We start from the raw sequence: 17,307 nt of genomic DNA on the forward strand, positions 1-17,307 counted from the left end.
GCTAATTTAAACTGCTATATCTTTATTATCATTTTTCTTATTCTTATCTTTACTGAAGTTAACTTTTCTAACGATTTTATTATTAGCCATATTATAAGTCACTGTTCCTATAAAAACAAAAATTATGGCTAACTGTGGTGCATACAAAGTACAATCTACAATTCCCTGAATAATTATCATTGTATTTATAGACGCAATTAAAGGCAGCATTTTATTATGTTGTTTGTATAAGCTTACCATATTTTTATACAAATTAATTTTAATATATAAGTATATTAAAAGCCCTACAATTCCCAAAGTAACTAAAAATGTTAACCACAAATTATGAGGATGAATTAAAAAATCAATTATTTTATTATGTAAACTTGGATCATCACTAAAAACAAAATTTGATCCTTGTTGCATCATCCCTAACATTCCCCATCCTGTAATAGGCTTTTTTAATATCATACTTATAGCTCCAATCCAAATACGATATCTCGAATTGAAAGATATTACCAATTCCCCAATAGGTGTTGTGTTAGCAATCTTATTCTGCACTATAAAGAAAAAAATAGAACTTATTGTTACAGTAATACAAATTGCTATTAGTCCTCTTACATCTTTTTTCTCTTTTAATATATAATATACAAATATTGCTCCTACTAAAGCAATAAATGCTCCTGTTGATTCAGTTAATAATAAAGCTAATATTATTAATATAATTGAAAAATTATATTTTATAGAATCCTTTTCTCTTTTATTGATGCACTTTAAATAAAATATCATTAATATTATACTTCCAAACCAAGCTCCTGCCATGTTAGGATTTCCAAAAGAACTAAAAACTCTATGATGCGGCATTCCTATCAAAATAAATATTATCTTTTCTATTACCCCTCCAATAGCTGCAATTACACTTAAATATACCAAATACTTAATGACTATATTTATTCTACTCATCTTAACAAAGTAATTTTGAGAAAATACATTTAAGCCAAAATATAAAAATAATATAGAAGATGCTAATAAGGATAATAAATTATTATTTACAACACCACTAAATACAGAGTATATAAATAATAAAAACAAACCTATATTCCAATAATTTTTTTCTATTTTTAATTTCTTTTTAAATATTAAATTCACTGCATATACAGCCGGAATTATAGCTGTAAAAGGTGAAAAAACAATCATAATAATAAAGTATATCATAATTTACCACCAACATTTATTATTTACACCATATTATGTAACTTGACTAAGTATACACATACTAAAAACTTTATTCAAAAACTTTAACTATCTTTTTATTAAATTTAACATAAATATTTTAATATATACTTAGTATCTCCAATAAATATTTTTATTTATCTAATAACATGATGTTTACATTTATATATTTACTAATAAATCTTGTTATAAATTATATATATTTCTATTTTTTCTTTTTACTTGATATTCACTTAAGTTTTTTATCCTTATAGTCATTTTTATCAACTTATATTTTTTTTAAATTCTAACATACATTTTCTATTTATATATAGCAATTAAGAATTTAGTTTTTATCCCTTGAGCTGTAAACATTTCTTCATGCTCTGTTGTAACATTTCCTTCAAATCCACTATTATGTAAATCATAAGTAATATATTTAATTTCTAAGTTGCTTTCTTTAAAATACTCAAGTGACTCTTCAAATAATTCATCATCATCTGTCTTAAACCAAATTTCTGCACCACTCTTTAAAAACTTCTTATATTTTTCAAGTTGTCTTGTATGAGTTAATCTTCTCTTTTTATGACGCTCTTTTGGCCATGGATTACAGAAATTAATATATATTCTTTCTATAACATCATTTTCATCTAACATATCATCTATCAATAATATTTCCTGGGACATAAGAGCAACATTGTCTATTTCATGACCAACTTTTTTATATGCTTCTTCAATATTTCTTTTGGCTAAAACTAAAACTTCATCTTTTATATCTACTGTTATATAATTTATATCTGGATTTTTAGAACCATGTACAGCCATAAATGTTCCTTTTCCACAACCTAATTCCATATACATTGGTTTATCATTTCCAAAAAACTCTCTCCATCTACCTTTATATTCACTTGGCTTCTGTATAAAAAATTTACAACTTTCTAATTCAGGTCTTGCCCAAGGCTTTCTTCTCATTCTCATAACTTTTGTTCACTCCAAATCATTTCTTTAAGTTTATAGATTAATTATACAGATTATTTCTTTTATTTCAACTCTATATACATCTTCATAACAACTTTTATTTATATAATAATAAATCCACAATACACAACTTCTTATTTACAAAGATAGTATATTGTGGATAATTTTAATAATTATTTATACTTACTAACAGTTATACTTTTCAACTAAAGTCTTAAATTCACTACCATTACTCTTTATATACTCAATAAAGCTCTTATTAGCGGAATTTAAATTATTAGCTAATTCACAAATAAACATTGGAATATCTTTTTTTGCAATATCCCCATAGCATTTTCCTAACCTTGCTTCTCCCTCTACAAAACTTCCATCAACATGAATTTCATATGCTTCTTCTATAACATCATTAATTCTTTTTTTCTTTCCTGTAAATCCTATTTCAGCTATTTCATGTACACCACAAGAGTTAGGGCATCCTGAGAAATATAATCTAGGTAATAAATCAATATTAGAAGTATTTTCTTTAACATAATTTAATGTCTCTCTTAAAACCCCTTGACTTTCACATATACCTATTTGACATGTTGGAACTCCTATACATGCTACACTATAATCAAATGAAGTTGTTCCTCCCATTGATTTTGTAACTTCTAATAACTCTTCTGCTTCTTTTCCATTTAAGTTTCTAAAGTATACACCCTCTGTCATTGATAATCTAATTTCAGGATCATCAAATTTTTCTAATGTTGATATAATAATTCTTAAATCACTTAGCTTTATTTGACCTCCTATTGGATGTACATAAACACTATATAATCCTGGTTGCTTTTGCGCTACTAATCTTGAATTAGTTGTATTTGTTTCTATACCAGCTTTAGTATACTTTTTAGCTTCTACTGATAGATTATAACCCTCTTCTTTTTTTACTATTTCAACATACTTTTTATATTCATCAATAAAGCCTTCTTCTCCTAATTTATCAACCATATATCTTACACGAGCTTTAGCTTTATTTTCATAATTTCCTTCAGCTTTAAATAATCTAACCATGGCTTCAACATAATTTAATACTTCACTAGGTTCAATAAGCTCTGGATATATTAATGCAAGCTTAGGGTTTCTTCCTAATCCTCCACCAAGATATACTCTAAAATATTCCTTACCATCCTTCTTCACTGCTAAGAAACCTAAATCTTGTATTGTACAATGCGCTGTATCATTTGAACCATTAGAGAAAGATACTTTTAACTTTCTTGGTAACTTGTAACTAGTTATTCTCTCCATAAAATATTCCCCAGTAGCTACTGCATATGGTGTTGGATCAAATGCTTCTTCTTTATCAACACCTGATAATGGTGATAAAGCAACATTTCTTGGAAAGTTTCCACCTGCTCCTCGTGTATATATATCCTTATCTAATGCTTCCTTCATTAAATCACATACTTCATCTATTGATAATCCGTGATATTGAATTGCTTGACGAGTAGTAAAATGTAATCCACCTAACTTATACTTTTCTGCCCAATCATATATCATTTTTAATTGTGGCATAGTTATTATACCTGAAGGCATTCTAAGTCTTAACATAAACTCCTTACCACCACGATGAGCATATGCTCCCATTCCACCTGATGCATGCTTAAAGTCCATAACAGACATTTCTCCATTTACGAACTTACGTCCAACTTTTCTAAATTCTTCAATTTCTGGTAAAAGTCTTTCCTTTAATTTTTCCATATTATCACCTCATATTATTGCTACTCTTTTTAATATTCCTTGTTATCATAACAAATATTCACTTCTATATTATACTATAATCCACTTTATTTTCTATTAATTAACTATTTAAATATTTAATTATAACCATTAACTTTTTAAATGTTTACCATTTTTTAAAATTTCTATCAATTGATTTTTTGTATTTTTTTCTATAAAATATAAATAATGTACATATTTACAAGGAGTGATTATATGGTCAAACAAAGAAACAAACCACATTTAGACTCAGAAGTATCTGTTAAAGAAACCTTTAAATCTTTATCTGCTAAAAAGAAAATTGAATTTATATATGATTATTATAAACTTCCTATAATAGGTACATTACTTGCTATTATAATTATAAGTTATATGACATATTCATTTATCACAAAACAAGATATTTATTGTAATATAACATATTATGGTTCTACTATTAATACAGATAATTTCAATAAACTTAAAGATACACTAAATGAAAACATTTTAGGAAATGATAAAAAATCTACTATATTTACAGATAGTCTTTTAATTAATGCTAATTCAAACTATGGTGATGATCCAACAACAACGCAAGTCTTTGCTGTTAAATTAGCAGCTAATGAACTAGATATTCTCTTAATTCAAAAGAATAATTTTGAATTTTTCGCTTCTAACAATATGTTATTAGATTTAAACTCATTAGAAGGATTTGCTTCATTAAATATACCTGAGGAAGCCTTAGTAACCGCAAAAGATCAATCTGGAAATAGTAATTTATATGGTATTAAAGTGGATAACCTAGATTTATTGAAAGATTCTGGTATTGATAATGAAAATACTGTTTTAAGTATAGCTATCAGCTCAAATAGACACGAAGAGATTATTAAAGTATTAAGTGAACTTACTAAGTAAAAAAAGATGTTGCAACTTTGCAACATCTTTTTTTACTTCTTATTAAATAAATCTTTTAAACCCTTTTTATGTGTAACTTCTCCATCAACACTTTCTCCACAGGCTTCCATAAATGCTTCTAAAGCTTCTTTTTGTTTAGAATTTAAATTCTTAGGGGTATCAACTATTACTTTTACGTATTGATCTCCTCTAGTATTTGAATGAACCTTAGGTACACCCTTACCTTTTAATCTAAACATTGTTCCTGATTGAGTTCCTGCTGGAATAGTATACTTAACATCTCCATCTACTGTTGGAACTGTTATTTCAACACCTAAAGCAGCTTTTCCCATTGATATATGAGTTTCTATATAAATATCATTTCCTCTTCTATCAAATTGTTTAGACTTAGCCACGTTTATTCTAATATATAAATCTCCTGGAGGTCCATCATTAGAACCATGTTCACCTTGACCTCTAAGTGGCATTACATTACCTGTATCAACACCAGCTGGTACATTTATTTTAATTGATCTAGTCTTTCTTACTTTTCCTCTACCACTACAACTTGAACATGGAGTTTCAACTATAGTTCCTTTTCCTCCACATCTATCACAAGCTGAAGTACTTACAAAGCTTCCAAGGGGAGTTTGTCTTTGAACTCTAACTTGCCCACTTCCATTACATGTTGGACAAGTCTTTGGTGATGTTCCTGGTTCTGCACCAGTACCTCTGCAAGATTCACAATTTTCATTTCTATTTATTGTGATTTCTTTTTCTACTCCAAATACAGCTTCTTCAAAAGTTAAATTTAAATTGTATTCTATGTCAGAACCTTTTACTGGTCCGTTTCTTCTTCTTGAAGAACCACCACCTCCAAAAAAGCTTTCAAATATATCACCAAAACCTCCCATATCTGAGAAGTCAAAGCCACCAAATCCACCTGCTCCAAATCCACTTCCATCAAAGTCAGCAGTACCAAATTGATCATATCTAGCCTTCTTTTCTGGGTCAGAAAGTACTTGATATGCCTCATTTATATCTTTAAATTTTTCTTCTGCTTCCTTATTACCTTGATTTTTATCAGGATGGTATTTAATAGCTAGCTTTCTAAAGGCTCTTTTTATTTCATCATCACTCGCACCTTTTTCAAGGCCAAGAACAGCATAATAGTCTTTATTTGCCATCTATATACTCACCACCTATTTATATCTAACTTAATCTATATTAACATTTATAAAAATATTCGTAAATACCTAAACTTTTAAAAAGGGAAGACGACTTTTGTCTTCCCTATATTTATATTACTTATATTATTTATCTTCTTTTACTTCAAAGTCAGCATCTACTACATTATCATCATGAGCTGGTCCTTGATTAGCATTTCCACCCATGTTGTTTGGATCGAACCCTGCACCTTGAGCTCCTGCTGCACCTTGAGCATCAGCATACATCTTTGAAGATATAGCATAGAATTCTTGAGTTAATTCTTCTGTAGCTTTCTTAATAGCTTCTAAATCCTCTCCATCTTTAACAGCTTTTAATGCATCTAATTTAGAAGTTATTTTTGCTTTATCATCAGCAGAAATCTTATCACCAAGTTCTTCTAATTGTTTTTCAGTTTGGTAAGTTAATTGATCTGCATTGTTCTTAGTTTCTATTGATTCTTTTCTCTTCTTATCTTCTTCAGCAAATCTTTCAGCTTCTTTTACAGCTCTATCTACTTCTTCATCACTTAAGTTAGTTGAAGCAGTAATTGTGATATTTGCTTCTTTACCAGTTCCTTTATCCATAGCAGATACTTTAACAATACCATTAGCATCTATATCAAAAGTAACTTCGATTTGTGGAATTCCTCTTGGAGCTGGAGCAATACCTGATAGAGTAAATCTACCTAAAGTCTTGTTATCAGCAGCCATTTGTCTTTCACCTTGTACTACGTGAATTTCAACTGATGTTTGACCATCCGCTGCAGTTGAGAATACTTGACTCTTCTTAGCTGGTATAGTTGTATTTCTTTCGATTAATGGAGTAGCAACTCCTCCTAAAGTTTCAATACCTAATGTTAATGGTGTAACATCTAGTAATAATACATCTTTAACTTCTCCAGTTAAAACACCTGCTTGAATTGCAGCACCCATAGCTACGCATTCATCTGGGTTAACTCCCTTTGAAGGTTCTTTTCCAGTAAAGTTCTTAACAGCTTCTTGAACTGCTGGAATTCTTGTTGAACCACCAACTAATATAACTTTATCTATTTGACTAATTGAAAGTCCTGCATCAGATAATGCTTTCTTCATTGGTTCAATTGATCTTTGAACTAAATCATGAGTTAATTCATTGAATTTTGCTCTAGTTAAGTTCATATCAATATGTTTTGGACCTGTTGCATCAGCAGTGATAAATGGTAAGTTAATGTTTGTTTGCATTGATGAAGATAATTCTATCTTAGCTTTTTCAGCAGCTTCTTTTAATCTTTGAACTGAGCTCTTATCGTTTCTTAAGTCAATTCCATATTCAGCTTTAAATGTATCTGCTATATAATCTATAATTTTTTGGTCGAAGTCATCTCCACCTAAATGAGTATCTCCGTTAGTTGATAATACTTCGAATACTCCATCACCTAATTCAAGGATAGATACGTCGAATGTACCTCCACCTAAGTCATAAACGAATATTTTTTCGCTGTGATCAGTCTTATCTAATCCATAAGCTAATGAAGCAGCTGTTGGTTCGTTTATTATTCTTAATACTTCTAATCCTGCTATTCTACCAGCATCCTTAGTTGCTTGTCTTTCAGCATCATTGAAGTAAGCTGGAACTGTAATAACAGCTTGAGTTACAGTTTCACCTAAGTAAGCTTCTGCATCAGCTTTAATCTTTTGAAGTATCATTGCTGATATTTCTTGTGGTGAATAAGTTTTATCGTCAATTTTTGTTTTATGATCTGTTCCCATTTCTCTCTTAATTGAGATTATAGTGTGTTCTGGATTTGTAATTGCTTGTCTTTTAGCTATTTGTCCTACTAATCTTTCACCGTTAGCTTGGAATGAAACTACTGATGGAGTAGTTCTAGCACCTTCTGAGTTAGTGATAACTACTGGTTCTCCACCTTCCATAACAGCTACACATGAATTTGTTGTACCTAAATCAATACCTATAATTTTTGCCATAATTTTTTCCTCCTCTAATCATTATCTATTTAAAAATTTTCCTTACTTACTATTTTGCTACTGTAACCATTGAATATCTGATTACTTTTTCTCCTTTTTTATATCCCTTTTGATATACTTGAGCAACATCATTAGTATTTAAATTTGCATCTTCAACTACTGAAATTGCTTGATGTAAATTAGGATCAAAACCATTAGTTGTATCTATTTCTTCAACCCCTAATTTTTCTAAAGAGTTTAAGAATCCTTTTATTGTCATCTCAACACCTTTTTTAATATCTTCTACATTACCTTCTACAGCTAAAGCTCTTTCTAAATTATCTGCCACAGGTAATAACTCTTTTAATACATCTGTGCAGGCATCTGTATAAATACCTTCTTTTTCTTTTGCTGTTCTTTTTCTATAGTTATCATACTCAGCAGTTAATCTAAGTAATCTATCCTTTAATGCATCTAATTCATTAGAAAGTTTTTTATTTTCATCTTTTAACTTTCTTATCATTGATAAATCATCAATTTCAGAATACTCTTCTATTACTTCTTCTACTTCTTCATTTTCTGTAGCTTCTGTATTCTCTTCTACTGAACTGTTTTCTTCTACTATTTCATCATCTCTTAAATCTTTGTTTTCTTCCATCTTTACACCTCATCTCTCTTTATTCAATACTCTTGGTCCTTAAGACTTTTATTTAACTCTTTCATTACTTGTGCCATTATAGAAATAACCTTCGAGTAATTAATTCGCTGTGGACCAATAAGTCCAACACTTCCAATCGGCCTTCCTCCTAAGGAATACTCTGCTGTTATTATTGAACAATCCTTAGCTTCTGGAATATAATTTTCATCACCAATTTTAATTGAAATATCACCACTACTCTCTAGTAGCTCTATTACACAATCTTTATTACTTATTAATTGAAGTACTTCCTTAGCCTTTTCAATATCGTTATATTCAGGATAATTGAAAAGATTAGTAGTTCCCTCAACAACTAACTCTGATTTTGAACTATTATTTAAACTTTCATATAAAGCTGGAAGCATTGCATTAAATAAATCATCAAACCCTACTAAGTCATTTTTAAGCTCATTAATAACTTCTAAATTAATAGCTTCAATTGTTAAATTTTTAAGTTTAGAATTTAATACCTCGTTAATTCTAATAAGTTCTTCATTACTTGGTACAGCATTAACTTTAATTCTATGATTTTTTATAACTCCACTATCTGTAACTATTACAACAATTAAATTCAATTCATCTATCTTTATTAATTGCAATGATCTTATATAGCTTCTTTTCATAGAAGGAGTTCTAACTATACAAGTTAGATTTGTTAATTCAGATAATAAAACACAAGCTTCCTTCAAGATAGTATCAACTTCATGCATAGCTGAATTAATTAAATATTCCTTAATTCTTAGCTCTTCATCTTTACTTAGCTTTGGTGTTTCCATTAATTTATCAACATATAATCTATATCCCTTACTAGAGGGTATTCTACCTGCTGACGTGTGAGGCTGTTCTAAATATCCCATCTCCTCTAAATCTGCCATTTCATTTCTTATGGTTGCAGATCCTACACCTAAATCATACTTCTTAGCTATTGTTCTTGAACCAACAGGTTCTCCTGTTACTATATAGTCATTAATAATGGCTTGAAGTATTTTTATTTTTCTTTCATCAATAGCCATTTCATCACCCCTATTGTTAGCACTCATCAATGTCGAGTGCTAATGACTACAATATCAATATATTCTTATTTGTTTTTTTTGTCAATTTCGTATTTCTTTAAATTTTCAACTATTTTTTTATATAATTTAACTTTCTCACTATTATCTCTTTCCATCTCTAAATTTCTCCTTATTACTCTACTTTTCATTTTTATGATTTATCTAATATAAAATCTGACATTACACTGTTTGATAACTCCATTCCTTTAGCTGTTAAAAACATTTTATTTTCCTTAACAACAAGCAATCCACCCTTTATATTCTTCTCAATGATTTCTTTATATATACTATTTATATCTACACCAAATTTTTTCTCAAAATTTAATAAGTCTATGCCATAAACCATTCTTAACCCCATAAAAACAAACTCTTCCATTTCATCCTCAATAGAATTTTCATACTTATCTATTACTACACTTACATTATTACTTATCTTTTCTATATAATCATTTATATTGCTTGTATTAGTAAATCTATATCCATCCATATAAGAACTACTTGCACTTCCAACTCCAATATATTCATCTAATGACCAGTAAACCTTATTATGCTCACATTCCTTGCCATCTAAAGCAAAATTAGAAATTTCATATTGATGATATCCATTAGCTTTCAATATATCTTTAGTTATTTTATCCATTATCCTTTCATCATCTTCACTTGGGAGTTCAAGCTTATCTTTTTCGTATAATTTATAAAAGGCAGTTCCTTCTTCAATTATGAGACTGTATGCCGAAATATGTTCTGGTTTTAATTCACATATATTTTCTAAAGTATTCTTCCAATCTTGGATAGTTAAATTAGGAAGACCATACATTAAATCTACATTAATATTGTCGAATCCTACTTTTCTTGCTAAATTATAATTTTCTAAAAATTCTTCAAATGTATGTATACGACCAATTTTTTTCAGCAAATTATCATTACAAGATTGAAGACCAAAGCTTATTCTATTTATCCCATATTTCTTCATTATCTTTAATTTATTTTCATTTACTGTTCCTGGATTACACTCCATAGAATATTCCAGTTTATCTAATAAATTCAGCTTAGAAACTGCCATAAGAAGTTTTTCAAGCTCATTTTCTTCAAGATATGAAGGTGTTCCACCTCCAATAAAAATAGTTTTTATTAAATAATCAGAACACTTCTCTTTTATTTCCTTAATTAAAGCATCAATATATTCTTCTCTAAATCTTTCTTTTCCTGCGAAGGTTGGAAAGTCACAATAAAAACATCTTTGCTTACAAAATGGTATGTGTATATATAAACTAATTTCCTTCATTATTTTTCCTCCAAATCAAATAACTTTTAACTCATAATTGAAAAAAGACATTGCAAAAGCAATGTCTTTTTACTAGTCTACTTTAAGAACAGCCATGAATGCTTCTTGTGGTACTTCTACAGATCCCACTTGTCTCATTCTCTTCTTACCTTCTTTTTGCTTTTCAAGAAGCTTCTTCTTTCTTGAAATATCTCCACCATAACATTTAGCAAGTACGTCTTTTCTCATAGCCTTAACTGTTTCTCTAGCTATAACCTTAGATCCTACTGCAGCTTGAATTGGAACTTCAAACATTTGTCTTGGAATAATTTCTTTAAGCTTTTCAGTAATTCCTCTACCTTTATGATAAGCTCTTTCTTTTGGAACTATCATTGATAAAGCATCAACTACATCTCCATTTAATAATATATCAAGCTTAACAAGTTCAGTTTTAGTATATCCTTTAAATTCATAATCAAAAGATGCATATCCTCTTGTTCTTGATTTTAAAGTATCAAAGAAGTCATATACAATTTCATTTAATGGCATATCATAGTTAATACAAACTCTTGTAGTTTCTAGATATTCCATATCGATAAATGTTCCTCTTCTTTCTTGGCATAAATCCATTATAGCCCCAACATAATCAGTTGGTGAAATAATAGAAGCCTTAACAACTGGCTCTTCCATATAATCTATTTCAGTTGCTTCTGGTAAGTTTGTCGGATTTGTTAAATCTAAAACTTCTCCATTAGTCTTTGTTACCTTATAAACAACTGAAGGAGCTGTTGTTATGATATCTAAATTAAATTCTCTTTCTATTCTTTCTTGAATTATTTCCATATGAAGCAATCCTAAGAATCCACATCTGAAACCAAACCCTAAAGCTATAGATGTTTCTGGTTCAAAATCTAAAGCTGCATCATTTATTTGTAATTTTTCTAATGCTTCTTTTAATTCATCATACTTAGCTCCATCTACTGGATAAATACCTGAATAAACCATTGGAACTGCCTTTTTATATCCTGGAAGTGCTTCTGCCGTTGGTCTATCTGATTCTGTTATAGTGTCACCAACTCTAGCATCTGCAACATTTTTTATAGATGCAGTTATATATCCAACATCACCAGCTCTTAGTTCAGTTATAGGCATTAATTTTGGCGTGAAAACTCCAACTTCTGTTACATCATATACTTTATTTGTTGCCATAAGTTTAATTTTAGTTCCTGGCTTAACTACACCATCTTTAATTCTTACATAGCAAACAACACCTTTATAACTATCATAGTAAGAATCGAATATTAAAGCTTTTAATGGAGCTTCTTCATCACCAGTTGGTGCCGGAACCTTTTCAACTATTGTTTCTAACACTTGCTCAACATTTAATCCAGTTTTAGCTGATATCATAGGTGCATCTTCAGCCTCTATCCCTATAACATCTTCAATTTCTTGTTTTACTTCATCTGGTCTTGCAGAAGCTAAATCTACCTTATTAATTACTGGAGCAATTTCTAAATCGTTATCTAATGCTAAATAACAGTTTGCTAAAGTTTGAGCTTGAATACCTTGTGTAGCATCTACTACTAATAACGCTCCTTCACAAGCAGCTAAACTTCTTGATACCTCATATGTAAAGTCTACGTGTCCTGGTGTATCAATTAAGTTTAATATGTATTCTTCTCCATCTTGGCGTCTATATATTAATCTAGCAGCCTGAGACTTAATTGTTATACCTCTTTCTTTTTCAATTTCCATATTATCAAGAACTTGCTCTTCCATTTCTCTTTGTGTAAGAGTCCCTGTAATTTCTAATAATCTATCCGCTAGGGTTGACTTACCGTGGTCTATATGTGCTACGATTGAAAAGTTTCTAATCTTTGATTGTCTATTACTTTGCATATATCTTAACTGCTTTTTATTCAGCAGCTTCTTCACCCCCATATTGTTAAATCAAGCTAAATTATAACATAGAGTATAGAGTAAGTGTCAAGAATATTAACATGGAATTCATATTAAGATTACTAGTATTTTTTTAATTATTAATATTTTGATTAAAATCATCTACACTTTCATCCAACTCACTATTATTACTATCATCTTTTATATTACTATTTTCATCATAACCACTATTAGTTTTTGTACTTTTATTTATTTTATCCCTTATATTTATAAAAGCTTTATTCACATATTCTAAAGCTTTTTTTATACTATTCATAAATAAATTATCACTAGTTAACTTAATTTCTTTATTATATATCTTTACAGTTGATAAACCATCATTTTTTTCTCCAACATAAATCTTCACCGCACTATTATCTTTAATAAATTCCTGAAAATCTTCTCCGAACTCCTCACTTACAACTTTAAAGTTATCATCAGTGTTTCCCAATGGTGATAATGATTCTGTATTTATTATATTTATCTTTACAAAACCTACAATAAGCAAAATTACTGCAAATGTAGGTATAAGAAATTTTTTAATAATTTTCAACTTAAAACCGCCTCCTTAACTCAATTTATAACATATATAGAAATAAAAAATGAGCTCCTTAGTTATTAGCTATAAGGATGCTCACTTTTCAAACTTTTATTCAATTATTCTTTACTATTTAAATATTCGGCAATTAATCTAGCTAGATATTTAGCACTTAATTTTGCTTCTTGTGCCGTATTTAGTTCTGTTCCAAACTCTGTTAATATACATGCTGAACTTAAATCTTGATTAAAGTTATTTGATCCACGATCATATTCATAAAGACCAACTCCATTATTTCCATCTGCAAGGAATCCAGGAAAAAGTTCTTCTGAAGTAGAAATCATGTCGGTTACTGCGTTCATCATTTCCGTATAATATGGTGAAGCCTTTGAGGTAACAAACATAATTCTTGCTAAACTTTGCCCATTAATTTCTACCGTAGTTCTATCCTTACTAGGTCCACTATTTCTATGCAAATCTATTACTAATTTTAAATTAGGAAATTGATTTAAATAACTTTGCACCGTTGGTCCTGATCTATAATAAGATTGATTATAAGGACTAGTATCATGTACTGTTTTATCATGAATAACAGATATTCCATATCCCTCTTCAAGTTCTTGTGCTAATACATCTCCTACACCAACAACACTAAAATCTTCTTGTTCAGTGTCTGCTCCAGATTCTGCATATCCTTCATGAGTATGAGTATGATAAATTAATATTTCTACATTTGCCTCATCTAACGTTTTCTTAAGTGAAGGATCATATGCAGCACTAGTTTTATTTAGTTCTGCTAAATCTTCTTCTGTAACCCTAGCAATACTTTCTTCCTTAACAACATAGGGCTCAAATAAATTAAAGGTTGTTTTAGAGCTATTATCTAAATTGCCATTACTATTAACGTTATTTATATTATTAAAAAAAGATACTTCATTACCTATTATTCCATAAGTAGTTATCTTATTTAGACCTAAAGCTTCAACTACCACTCTTTTAATACTCACTTTATTTTCTCTATATGCTGTACTATCATATATTTGTGTTTTAACAACTGGCATAGAGTGATTAAGCAATTGTACATATGCTAATCCCCCACGCTCTCTATAACTATTAATAACACTACCAGCTCTTATAAAAAAATTAATCATAAGAGCTAATAGAACTATATATCCTATACTAATACCATGTTTCTTTCTGTTAACATTATTACCATCATTAACCCATTGCATTTTATATACCTCCTCACTCTTTATAAATATATGGGAGGTTTTACATAATTATTAATAGATGATTAAAAAAACACAAAACACTTTTTAGTTAATTCATAAATTTATTGATTTCTTCCATATTCATATTAGGTTGAACTGCAATATTAATCCCATTTGCTATTATTTTTGATAAAGACTCAATAACTGTATCAACATCTTTTGGAGTAACCATTAAATCTCCAAATGATGGATTTAATATTTCTCTAATAAGCATATTCTTCTCATTTCTATCTACGCTCTTTAACATATTATAGAATTCTTTTCCTTTTTGTGCTTTACTACATAAATCATCTAATAATAAATCCATAGTATCATTTGCTATAGTTGCAGCATCAACAACTGTTGGAACTCCTACAGCTAATACTTTTACCCCTAAACTCTTTTCGTTTATTTGCATTCTATGATTCCCAACTCCAGCACCTGGTGAAATTCCTGTGTCTCCAATTTGAATAGTTCTGTTTACCCTCTCTAATCTTCTAGATCCTAATGCATCAACACATATTACTAAGTTCGGTTTAATTTTATCAACTAATGATTTTATAACTTCTCCAGTCTCTATTCCTGTAATTCCCAAAACTCCTGGTGCTATTGCACATACTGGTCTTACAGAATCATCTATTGCATCTGGCATTACTTGTTTTAAATGCCTTGTTATCATAATTTTCTCTGTAACTTTTGGTCCAAGTGCATCTGGTGTAACATTCCAATTTCCAAGTCCTACTACTAATACAAGTTTATCCTCAGAAATATCTACAAGTTTTTTCATAACTTTTCCTACAACTAATGATAATTCATCCATTGATTCACCATCATAAGGGGTAAATTCAGGAAAATCTATAGTTATATAATGACCTTTTGGTTTACCTAATTCTTTTCCAGCCTCATCACTCTCAATAGTTACAGTAGTAATTTTGACCTCGCCTTCCATTTCCTCATCAATTTTAACTCCATCAAGCTCTCTTTTATTTTCCTCTGTATATGCTTGTTTTGCTTCTATTGCAAGGTCTGTTCTAACACTTATCATAATATTCCTCCTAAAATTTATTACTCCTCAAGTTTATTTTCCCAAATAAGTTTTAATTTCATACTTGAACTTAAAAACTTTAGGTGTTATAATATGATTTGTTGAAAATGAACTCGTACGCAGATTTCCCCAAAAACTGCAGAGGCCCTATAAAATATCAAGGGGGTGAATTGAATGGCAAATATTAAATCAGCACAAAAAAGAATTAAAGTTACTGAAAAGAAAACTTTACAAAACAAGATGGTTAAATCAGCTTTAAAAACTGCTATAAAGAAGTTTGAAGCTGCTGTAGCTGCTAACAATGCTGAAGAAGCTAAAGCTTTATTCGTTAAAGCTACTAAGTCTTTAGACATGGCTGCTCAAAAAGGTGTAGTTCACCAAAACATGGCTGCTAGAAAGAAATCAAGATTAGCTGCAAAATTAAACGCTATGGCGTAATAAATAAGAAGCCGGTGATTTTTCACCGGCTATTATTTTACAATTTTTAAGTTATGAAATATTATATATTTTTTATCTATTTTTATTTAAAACATATCTATTTAACCATAAATGTTTTAAATAGCATAAGCTCCATTTCCATTTGCTTTTCTGAAGTAGAAGACTTTAATTTTAATTCAGTCTCTACACAAACTCGAATAAGTTCACTTAATTGTTTCACTGTAAATTTAGCTGCTTGATTCATTAATTTTTCACAAACAAATTGAGGCAACCTATATTTAGACATAAAAAAATCTAACCTTTTTCCTTGTGATAAATATACTTTAATCTCATGTAATCTTCTGAAATGATTTCCTATAGATGATATTATTAACATATGCTGATCCGCTTTAAACAACAATTCATCTAATAAATCTAATGCCTTCTCAACCTTCCTAATAGAAATATATTCTACAAGGTCAAATATATCATCCTCACTTTTATTTTGAATTAACTTATCAATATCCACCTTAGTTATCTCTCTTCCACTAGAATAGCAATCTAATTTATCAACTTCTCTTTTTATAATATCAAAATTATTTTGTACCTTATCTGCAAAGTATCTTAGTTCTACTTTTCCTATAGTTCTACCTTTTTCTTTAAATAAATCATCAATCTTTTTATAATATCTGTCTTTCTTTAATTTATCACAATGGACTACTTTAACATATTTATCAAGAGTAGTTAACTTTTTATTTTTCTTAGGCGTATCTCTCTTATCATTAAATAAATAATACATAATAAGAATTGTATGAGATGGTAGATCCTTAATATACTTTAAAGTCTCAGTATAAACTTTACCTCCATCTTTATCTGGTTTTTCTTTTAAAAAATTAGCCCTATATACTACTACAACTTTTTTATCTCCAAAAAACGGTAAGGTTTCACAAGCATTTTCTATATCATCAAATGTAGTTGTTAGTCCATCTAACTTTATAAGATTCAAATCTAAAAAGTCTTTTTCAACAACCTTATCTATTATAGAATTAACACTTATCTTTATAAGCTCTTCATCTAAACCACAAAATATATAACCATTTGATATATCATTTTTCTTTATTTCTCCATCTAGTATATCTATATTAATCAATGCCTAT

At 29.1% G+C, this 17,307-nt stretch carries 15 protein-coding genes; 2 read left to right on the forward strand and 13 right to left on the reverse strand.

Annotated elements, in window-relative coordinates:
• Positions 1 to 6: 6 nt before the first annotated feature.
• The 3 genes from Q0Y03_RS09120 to Q0Y03_RS09130 all read right to left on the reverse strand — a co-directional run bounded on the left by Q0Y03_RS09120 (position 7) and on the right by Q0Y03_RS09130 (position 3,906).
• Positions 7 to 1,194: an O-antigen ligase family protein gene (locus Q0Y03_RS09120; protein ID WP_297713518.1), complete on the reverse strand. Its 1,188-nt coding sequence runs from the start codon at positions 1,192 to 1,194 to the stop codon at positions 7 to 9.
• A gap of 318 nt (positions 1,195 to 1,512) precedes the next feature.
• Positions 1,513 to 2,169: a tRNA (guanosine(46)-N7)-methyltransferase TrmB gene (gene trmB, locus Q0Y03_RS09125; RefSeq protein ID WP_297713519.1), complete on the reverse strand. Its 657-nt coding sequence runs from the start codon at positions 2,167 to 2,169 to the stop codon at positions 1,513 to 1,515.
• 186 nt (positions 2,170 to 2,355) lie between these two features.
• Positions 2,356 to 3,906 carry a nitrite/sulfite reductase gene (locus Q0Y03_RS09130; protein ID WP_297713520.1) on the reverse strand — a complete coding sequence of 517 codons (1,551 nt, stop codon included), beginning with the start codon at positions 3,904 to 3,906 and terminating at the stop codon, positions 2,356 to 2,358.
• A 234-nt stretch (positions 3,907 to 4,140) separates the two neighbouring features.
• On the opposite strand from Q0Y03_RS09130, the gene Q0Y03_RS09135 reads away from it, so the two are divergent.
• Entirely contained in the window at positions 4,141 to 4,818 is a 678-nt protein-coding gene (locus Q0Y03_RS09135; protein ID WP_297713521.1) for a hypothetical protein, read from the forward strand.
• Between the two features lie 32 nt (positions 4,819 to 4,850).
• On the opposite strand, the gene dnaJ is transcribed toward Q0Y03_RS09135, so the two are convergent.
• From dnaJ to gpr, 9 genes are all read right to left on the reverse strand, one after another.
• Positions 4,851 to 5,984 carry a molecular chaperone DnaJ gene (dnaJ, locus tag Q0Y03_RS09140; protein ID WP_297713522.1) on the reverse strand — a complete coding sequence of 378 codons (1,134 nt, stop codon included), beginning with the start codon at positions 5,982 to 5,984 and terminating at the stop codon, positions 4,851 to 4,853.
• Between the two features lie 126 nt (positions 5,985 to 6,110).
• Positions 6,111 to 7,970, reverse strand: a complete 1,860-nt coding sequence (gene dnaK / locus Q0Y03_RS09145) for a molecular chaperone DnaK (protein WP_297713523.1) — start codon at positions 7,968 to 7,970, stop codon at positions 6,111 to 6,113.
• Between the two features lie 49 nt (positions 7,971 to 8,019).
• Positions 8,020 to 8,607, reverse strand: coding sequence for a nucleotide exchange factor GrpE (grpE, locus tag Q0Y03_RS09150; RefSeq protein WP_297713524.1), 588 nt, complete (start codon positions 8,605 to 8,607; stop codon positions 8,020 to 8,022).
• A gap of 23 nt (positions 8,608 to 8,630) precedes the next feature.
• Positions 8,631 to 9,659, reverse strand: a complete 1,029-nt coding sequence (hrcA, locus tag Q0Y03_RS09155) for a heat-inducible transcriptional repressor HrcA (protein WP_297713525.1) — start codon at positions 9,657 to 9,659, stop codon at positions 8,631 to 8,633.
• A gap of 190 nt (positions 9,660 to 9,849) precedes the next feature.
• Positions 9,850 to 10,983 (reverse strand): radical SAM family heme chaperone HemW, encoded by a 1,134-nt coding sequence (gene hemW, locus Q0Y03_RS09160; protein ID WP_297713526.1) that lies wholly within the window; start codon positions 10,981 to 10,983, stop codon positions 9,850 to 9,852.
• A gap of 72 nt (positions 10,984 to 11,055) precedes the next feature.
• A complete protein-coding gene (gene lepA / locus Q0Y03_RS09165; protein ID WP_297713527.1) occupies positions 11,056 to 12,861 on the reverse strand; it encodes a translation elongation factor 4 in 1,806 nt (601 codons plus the stop codon).
• Positions 12,862 to 12,994: 133 nt separating this feature from the next.
• Positions 12,995 to 13,453, reverse strand: coding sequence for a hypothetical protein (locus tag Q0Y03_RS09170; protein WP_297713528.1), 459 nt, complete (start codon positions 13,451 to 13,453; stop codon positions 12,995 to 12,997).
• Between the two features lie 104 nt (positions 13,454 to 13,557).
• Positions 13,558 to 14,670 carry a stage II sporulation protein P gene (locus tag Q0Y03_RS09175; protein WP_297713529.1) on the reverse strand — a complete coding sequence of 371 codons (1,113 nt, stop codon included), beginning with the start codon at positions 14,668 to 14,670 and terminating at the stop codon, positions 13,558 to 13,560.
• An 88-nt stretch (positions 14,671 to 14,758) separates the two neighbouring features.
• Positions 14,759 to 15,733: a GPR endopeptidase gene (gene gpr, locus Q0Y03_RS09180; RefSeq protein ID WP_297713530.1), complete on the reverse strand. Its 975-nt coding sequence runs from the start codon at positions 15,731 to 15,733 to the stop codon at positions 14,759 to 14,761.
• 174 nt (positions 15,734 to 15,907) lie between these two features.
• Here gpr and rpsT point away from each other — a divergent pair, with 174 nt between their 5' ends.
• Entirely contained in the window at positions 15,908 to 16,171 is a 264-nt protein-coding gene (gene rpsT, locus Q0Y03_RS09185) for a 30S ribosomal protein S20 (protein ID WP_133014421.1), read from the forward strand.
• Positions 16,172 to 16,268: 97 nt separating this feature from the next.
• On the opposite strand, the gene holA is transcribed toward rpsT, so the two are convergent.
• A complete protein-coding gene (holA, locus tag Q0Y03_RS09190; RefSeq protein ID WP_297713531.1) occupies positions 16,269 to 17,300 on the reverse strand; it encodes a DNA polymerase III subunit delta in 1,032 nt (343 codons plus the stop codon).
• Between the last annotated feature and the right edge of the window lie 7 nt (positions 17,301 to 17,307).

This window comes from Clostridium sp., from assembly GCF_026168755.1.
Taxonomy (GTDB): domain Bacteria; phylum Bacillota; class Clostridia; order Clostridiales; family Clostridiaceae; genus Clostridium.